This is a genomic window from Dietzia sp. SLG310A2-38A2, from assembly GCF_014145095.1.
Lineage (GTDB): Bacteria > Actinomycetota > Actinomycetes > Mycobacteriales > Mycobacteriaceae > Dietzia.
The window spans coordinates 1-1,748 of record NZ_JAALDX010000501.1 but is presented as its reverse complement, the minus strand read 5'-3'; the positions used below and the strand labels follow the sequence as shown (position 1 = coordinate 1,748).

The 1,748-nt window shown below is 71.6% G+C and carries 1 protein-coding gene and 2 pseudogenes; all 3 read right to left on the bottom strand.

Translation table 11 applies throughout. From position 1 onward, the window contains the following. Positions 1–528 (bottom strand): annotated as a pseudogene (gene purH / locus G6027_RS16230) (bifunctional phosphoribosylaminoimidazolecarboxamide formyltransferase/IMP cyclohydrolase); the annotation flags it as partial. Then, positions 525–1,148, bottom strand: coding sequence for a phosphoribosylglycinamide formyltransferase (purN, locus tag G6027_RS16225; RefSeq protein ID WP_182638058.1), 624 nt, complete (start codon positions 1,146–1,148; stop codon positions 525–527). The gene purN and the pseudogene purH, both read right to left, overlap by 4 nt. A 59-nt stretch (positions 1,149–1,207) precedes the next feature. Next, positions 1,208–1,748, bottom strand: a pseudogene (locus G6027_RS18475) (hypothetical protein); the annotation flags it as partial.

Sequence of the window (1,748 nt, the reverse complement as noted above, 5' to 3'; positions counted from 1 at the left end):
GGCGAGCCGTCGGCGCTGCTCCAGCGGGAATCCGCCCGTGGCCACCGCCTCCAGGGCCTCGCCGTACCCGGCCGGGTCGACCAGCACGGCGACCGACGGGTGGTTCTTGGCCGCCGCGCGGACCATGGACGGGCCACCGATGTCGATCTGCTCCACGCAGGCGTCGTAGTCCGCGCCGGAGGCGACGGTGTCGGTGAAGGGATAGAGATTGACGACGACGAGCTCGAACGGCTGCACACCGAGTTCGGCGATCTGGTCGAGGTGTTCGGGCTTGCGCGTGTCGGCCAGGATGCCCGCGTGGACCCGCGGGTGCAGGGTCTTGACGCGACCTTCGAGGCACTCGGGGAACCCGGTCAGGTCTTCGACGGGCGTCACGGCGACTCCCGCGGCCGCGATGCGCTGAGCGGTGGAGCCGGTCGACACGATCTCGACGCCGGCGGCCGCCAGACCCTGCGCGAAGTCCTCGAGTCCGGTCTTGTCGTAGACGCTGATGAGCGCACGTCGAACGGGCCTGCGGGAGTCGGTCACGATAGGTGCACCTTTCGACCTTCGGTGTGGAGTCGGCCACGGGCGGCGGCCGCGAGGATGTCGACGAGCAGCTCGCGCTCGACGACCTTGATTCGTTCGTGGAGGGAGGCCTCGGTGTCGTCGGGGAGGACGTCGACGGCGCACTGGGCGATCACCGGGCCCGTGTCCACCCCTGCGTCGACCAGGTGGACGGTGCATCCCGTGACAGTCACACCGTATGCGAGCGCGTCCCGCACCGCGTGGGCGCCGGGGAAGGACGGCAACAGGGCCGGATGGGTGTTGAGCACGCGCCCGGCGAACTCACCGAGGAACGCCTCACCGAGGATCCGCATGAAGCCCGCGGAGACGACCCAGTCCGGTGAGAACCCGCGCACCGCGTCGGTCAGCGCACGATCCCAGGAGGGGCGGTCGGGGTGTTCGGCGGGCCGGACCACCGCAGTGGGGAGTCCGGCATTCTCGGCGCGGGTCACGGCCTCGCAGTGGCGATCGGAGACCAGGCCGACGATTCGGTACGGGCAGTCGGCCCCGGCGGACGAGTCCAGGACGCTCTGCGCGAGCGTCCCGGCACCGGAGGCCAGAAGGACGACCTGGCGGGGTGCTCCGGACTCGGCACTGACCACGTCCTACGCTCCTGCTCGTCGATCCACTGCCCGCCGGATGCCCGGGCACGGGTGGCAGTCTAGTCGGCGGCCTTCGGGCCCTCGTCAGGGCTCTCCTCAGCCGTCACGGCATCGTCGTCCGCGGGGCCCTCCTGGTCCTCCACGGGCGCTTCCCCGGAGACCGACGCCCCCTCGCCCAGGGAGTCAGGGGACTCGGGAAGGTGGGCCGCGAACTCGTCGTCGTCGGACTCACCACCGTCGGCTCCACCACCGGGGACCTCGCCACGGTCGGCTCCACCACCGGGGACCTCACCGTCGGCGACGTCATCACGCCCGGGCGCGTCGGCGCTCTCGGGCGCGTCGTCACTGCGGGGCACGTCTCCGGGTTCCACCGGCGACTGTTCCGACACCGGTTCGGGCTCTGTCTCTATATCGGTCTCTGTCTCTGTATCGGTCTCTGTCCCAGGCTCGGTCTCTGTCTCGGGCTCCGTACCGGTCTCGGGCGGCGTCTCCGTCCCGGCTTCCGGTTCCGTCTCCGTCTCCGTCTCCTCCCCGGGCACCGCCCCGGCGCGGCGTCGGCGGCGCTCGAGCTCACTCTCCGCGCGCTCGCGGCGCCGCGTG